The sequence below is a fragment of the Methanobrevibacter sp. genome, assembly GCF_045116495.1.
In the GTDB taxonomy this organism is placed as follows: Archaea; Methanobacteriota; Methanobacteria; order Methanobacteriales; family Methanobacteriaceae; genus Methanocatella.
On the sequence record NZ_JBGULU010000008.1, the window covers coordinates 1 to 5217 of the forward strand.

Below are 5217 nucleotides of genomic sequence, written 5' to 3' on the forward strand. Positions count from 1 at the left end.
GATCTGCGACCTAAAAACAAAGCAAAATTAGGATTAGTGACAGACGTTTTTACTTCATCAATAAGTTTTTCATCCTCGCAGCTTAATGCAACCAGAAAAACCGCATCCTGGAGATAAAAACGTGTTGTAACATAAGTTCTGTCAAAATCACCATTTTTCTTATACTTTTTGGCCGTATGATAATCCTTCATCATTTGTCCGGGCTGATCAATACGAACGGCATAACTAAGACTGTTTAATCTTGCCATACCCTCATTATCACTACGGCTTAATCCTAAACCTGCAGCAATCATTCCAATAACGCCGCTTTTGGAAGGATGAGCATCAGTATATCTGGTTTCAAAATGAGAATTTGTCCCCCATGATTGCAGCGGACCAGAAAACTTCAGTAAAATCGTCTTCAAAATCAGCTCCGTTCCAAAACACAATTTGTTACAACTTCTTCAAAATCATTCAGTAAAGATGTAAGACTGTTTTCCTCTGTACCCCATTCTGGTTTAGCTACATCCTCGTTAACAACGTAAAATGTTCTGAGAGGAGCCTGTACAAATTTTTCAGTTTTCTTAACTTCTGCAAACAGCCTTTCTATTGATGTTACACTGTTGCCTTTGCTGTTACCCTCATATGATTTCACAGGATTTTCAAAGGCTGTAACCAGATTAACAGGTCTGTCCTGACGAATATTAACCATCAACAGATGAGGAAGAGTCAAATTTGCAAAGGTGTTGGATTTTCCTGTTGGCATTGAATTGGTAAAAGCTTCAATAAAGAGTTTTGATGCAGATACAGCCTGCTCTCCATTTTTGAGCTGTCTTACCAGATCGTGTACAGCTATATTTGCATACCGATACAATGTAGATGAATTGAATTCAACAGTTCCCAGCATTCCTGCTCCGGCATTATCTTCAGGTGCCAGATCATCCAATGCAGTATAGAAATCGAATTCAGTCTGAACCTCATGAGTAGAAATTGCATGTGCAACCTGTACAGATGCATCTTCATTTAAAGACGGATCATCAGCAACCATTCTGCCAAACAGTGCTATATCTACTGAAGGGTTATCGCTCAGTATCTTTTTTAACTCAGTCTGATTAGAAACCTGGTTAAGTGCGGCATCAGCCAACAAATTCGCCTGTTTCTTTCCCAGAAAGAAAAGAGCTTTTGCTTTTTGATCTTTGGTTTTTACACCTGCAACATTAAAAACCTTATCCGCCATTGACATCGCATCACTGGCTGTTACAGAAGGATCTTTGGCAATAATTAAATCACTTACATATTTAACAACATTTAAACTTCTAATTCCTACATCTTCAGCAGATTCATTATTAAAATACTGTCTGATAGCTCTTTTCCAAGACTGTGAACTCACTCTTGACCGTCTTACGCCACCATATATTGCGGTTTTAGGACTGCCGGTATCATCCCTGTTCACATTTGATGGAGGGAGAGACTGAATTGCGTGAATGTCAACAAATAATCTATTTTCCATTTTTTATGTTCTCCAAAATTTTTAAAGCTTAAAAATCAAGACCTGTCATTTTCTTCTTCATCACGAAAAGGTCGATAATAATCTTTTGCCCATCTCAGACAGACTTTTTTATTTCCACCTATCTGGTGTATGAACAGATCGTCCGCAAGTTTAAGAAAATTCACAGAAAAATTATCTTTTGATTTTGCAAGACGGAATATCTGCCTCAGATGATATACAAACTCATCGAAAGTTGTTGCGGTGAGCATAGTATTAAATCTTCTGTCCAAAGATGCAGAATTCGCATCCCTGACTCGCTGCAACGCGCATCCAAAACTTACGTTTTTCTCATTATTTGAAACCTTATTTAAGCCCTGCTGCCCGACTGCATAAAGTTGCAGAGCAACAAGCAAAGCCCTTTCTTCGTAGCTCAGAGTTCCAACATTTAAAAATTCTTTTGGTATGAAAGGAAAAAGTATAGGCCAAACATCTGCGGAATCTTCCAAATTTTTGCCCATGGAATTTCTGATTGCAGCAAGATAACCAGATCGACTTTTCTGCTCCTGAGGGCTGTTTAAAAAGTTTAAAATGCTCCACATTACGTTATATACAGAATGCTTTTTTTCTTCTGTATTCTGTTCATTACTCATGTTCTACCTCAGTCCTTATTCAATTTTTTATTTATACTTCCCACAAACTGCCAGTACCTGGTGGCAATGTTCACTAATTTCCCGTCCTTTTCAATTCCTGTAAGATCTCTAGCCGTACTGTTGTCGAACAATTCTTCTCCTCGTCTCAACACCATTGTTCTCAGTTTGGCGTACCATTCTTTTATTTTTTCTTCCTTTGAATCAGCAGGATTAATCGAAACAAGCCATTTCTTAAAAGCAGAATCAATGATTGAGTACATTTTTTCCGTTTCTGCAGATGTAAAGGAATCAGCAGGTGTATTCCTGATCTCTGATATTCCTCTGAGAAAACTTCTGAATTTCTCAGACACTATTTCTTTTGTTGTTTCTACAGCATTGTTAATACGTATAATCCAATCATCATTAGAGTTATCAGAATTTCCATTCTCGATTAACAGATTATTAATCCTAAAACTGTCTGCAACCTCATTAACTGGCAGCCACGAAGTCGCATTACCATCATCCTTCATTCCGACACCGACTAAATCTGTCAAACCTGAATTTCTCTGTGAATTTGCAATACGCATACGTTGAGCTAATATTCCGGGCTGACGCTGTGGCTGTTTTTTATCACCATTCGTCGATTTCAAAACAATACATCCGAAGTTTCTCCATAAAGACTGCTCTGGATTATGCTTCTTTGGAGTAAAGTGATTTTTATTCGGATCCTTGTCATTCCATTTCCACATAGTCATCGGCTCAATGGAGTTTTCAGTATGTTCAATCTCAGGAAGTTTCACTACCTGAATTTCAACAGGAGCAGACATATCTGTATCCGGATCAATGTAGATTGCTCTGCTCCAATTGGTGTACAGTTCAGCAAGATTGTCTATAAAATTCTTATGACATAAATTCTCAACAACCTCAATTCCGGTCAACTCCCAGCAAGGATTTTGACAACGACCAATGAATGCTTGATTATCAGTAGGAGATTCCGGCATATAATTCATCACCAGAGTTTCATAAACATTTCGTCCCTGAAGAAAAATACCGCCAAGATCAAACAACCACCCTTTAGACGATCTCTGAGTTTTATCAGTCAATGCAACCTTATCAGCAAGTCCTGAATAACCTTGAAACATTATTAACCATCTTGCTAATTCTGCGGGTGACATAACATCCTTAACGCTTCTTTTTCCTATAGCAATATTTGCTATAGGTGAAAATAAAGCTGTTTTATTTTCGCTTTCCGATATAGTTCTGTTTATGTTTTTTCCATAAATTGGGCTTGGACTGTCTTTACCTGGAATTTCTGACATGATTTTATTCATCTCATTCTTAGTCACCTGAAAAAATGGATGAACCTCATCAAAAAGATAAAACCTGTCACGCCATTTCTCAAGGTAATTACAAACAACTACAGGGAATTTATCTCCTGAATACAGATTTTCCCAGCATTCTGCGGTACTCGAACAATATTCATCACGATCATCCTCGTCTACGTTTTCTGTCTGTCTGCCATTATCATCAAGAACAACTCCAGGGAGTTCTTCACCATTGTAATCAAATCGGGAAAAAACCGTCTGAACTACAGATAAAAGAAAACGCATAACTGCAAAATTCTGTGTTTCCATTTCTCCAGCAATCTGAAGAAAATCTCCAGCATTTTTAAAGAAATCCAGCATGGACACTTCTTTTTTTTCACCGGACTCTGCCAGAACAGAAATCCATGGTTCGTCTAATAAATTAAACCTCCCCATCAGATATTTCCTCCCTTAAGCCAAATTCATCGTCATACCTTAACTTAATGCCGTTAATTTCAAAGCATCCGTTTTCATCAAAAATGATCCCTAGTGCCCCCTTAAGCCAAGAGTATTTCTGCCAATTCTTCAGTTTTTGTCTGTTATATTTTTCTAGCTCTGTTACTGTTGCAGAAACACCTTTATTGCAGGTTACATAATACGGGAGTCTGATTGTATTCTTTGCCAGTTCCTTAGCGATAGTTTCATTACATACCAGTTCAGAAATATCTGCGTTATCTTTAAATGTTCCATAACCACTGCCGACTTTTTTTACTGCTATAACCTCAACAGTTTCCCTAATATCCCTTACCTGAGCATTGACCGTTTCCTCGCTATCTGCATTATTCAAGTTTTTCAGCCAGCCAATAAGGTTATTTCTGGTCGGATTAATTAAACCGACAGGGTTATCAATACAATATGTCTTCGCCTTTACCTTTTTGTTTTCTACATCATTGTTATGTCTAATGATGCTTTCCTGATAGATATTATTTAATTCTTCTGACAAATCTGGATGCTCCGTACCGTACACTTTATTAACCAGGTCAGGAATATCAGACGGAATGGAAATTTTGTCAGGAAGATAACACTGTGTTCGAATCAGGTAAAATTTTCCGTAAACCAGTACCGAACCTTTTTCAAAATCAAAACTGTCACTTGTCCCCATCACATAAACAACCGGATTTTTGTGTTTATCAGGTCTCTTTCTTTCGTGTCTGTGCAGTCTTCCTATTCTTTGAAGCAGTAAATCTACAGGACAGAGATCGGTTATTAGAACATCGAAATCAATATCAAGAGACTGCTCTATTACCTGGGTACCGATGATGATTTTTCTTTTTGGTCTCTTTCCATTTTTACCGATCATGTCAAGCAAATTTGATTCTTTAACTATTCTGTCTGTTGCTATAAATGCAGAATGGAGAATCACAACAGTATTATTTCCAAAACGATCCTTAAGTTCTCTTCCAAGGTTCTGTGCTTCTTTAACAGTGTTTACAATTATTCCAATAACACCATCTCCTTCCAACAGTTCTTCTATTCTGAACAGAATCTCCCCTTTATTCAGTCTTTTCACATCAACCGTTTTAACATTTGTATTGAGAAAATCTGTCTCGACTTTAACTTCTTTTCCATCTGTATAAGTAATCAGAGGATACTTATTTCCAGAAATATCATTAGTAAGTGTAATGTCTCTGCTCTTAAAACCCTTTCCTTTCAAATAAGCAAGAATTAAACTCTTTCTCTTATCCTGAGGCAAAGTAGCAGATGCCAAAATTACCGGCACACCATAAGCCCCCATCCATCTGATTGATTCTTCAAG

5 protein-coding genes are annotated in these 5217 nt (G+C 37.5%); all 5 read right to left on the bottom strand.

The genetic code is table 11. The features are described from left to right. On the bottom strand, positions 1-404 hold a 404-nt coding region (gene cas5e / locus ACJMLH_RS00420; protein WP_405273993.1), incomplete at its 3' end, for a type I-E CRISPR-associated protein Cas5/CasD. A 2-nt stretch (positions 405-406) separates the two neighbouring features. Beyond that, positions 407-1489, bottom strand: a complete 1083-nt coding sequence (gene cas7e / locus ACJMLH_RS00425; RefSeq protein ID WP_405273994.1) for a type I-E CRISPR-associated protein Cas7/Cse4/CasC — start codon at positions 1487-1489, stop codon at positions 407-409. Positions 1490-1524: 35 nt separating this feature from the next. Beyond that, positions 1525-2118, bottom strand: a complete 594-nt coding sequence (gene casB, locus ACJMLH_RS00430) for a type I-E CRISPR-associated protein Cse2/CasB (protein WP_296608672.1) — start codon at positions 2116-2118, stop codon at positions 1525-1527. Between the two features lie 8 nt (positions 2119-2126). Beyond that, positions 2127-3857, bottom strand: coding sequence for a type I-E CRISPR-associated protein Cse1/CasA (locus tag ACJMLH_RS00435; protein WP_405273995.1), 1731 nt, complete (start codon positions 3855-3857; stop codon positions 2127-2129). Beyond that, a complete protein-coding gene (cas3, locus tag ACJMLH_RS00440) occupies positions 3844-5181 on the bottom strand; it encodes a CRISPR-associated helicase Cas3' (protein ID WP_405273996.1) in 1338 nt (445 codons plus the stop codon). The genes ACJMLH_RS00435 and cas3 overlap by 14 nt, the downstream gene beginning before the upstream one ends. Positions 5182-5217: the final 36 nt, after the last annotated feature.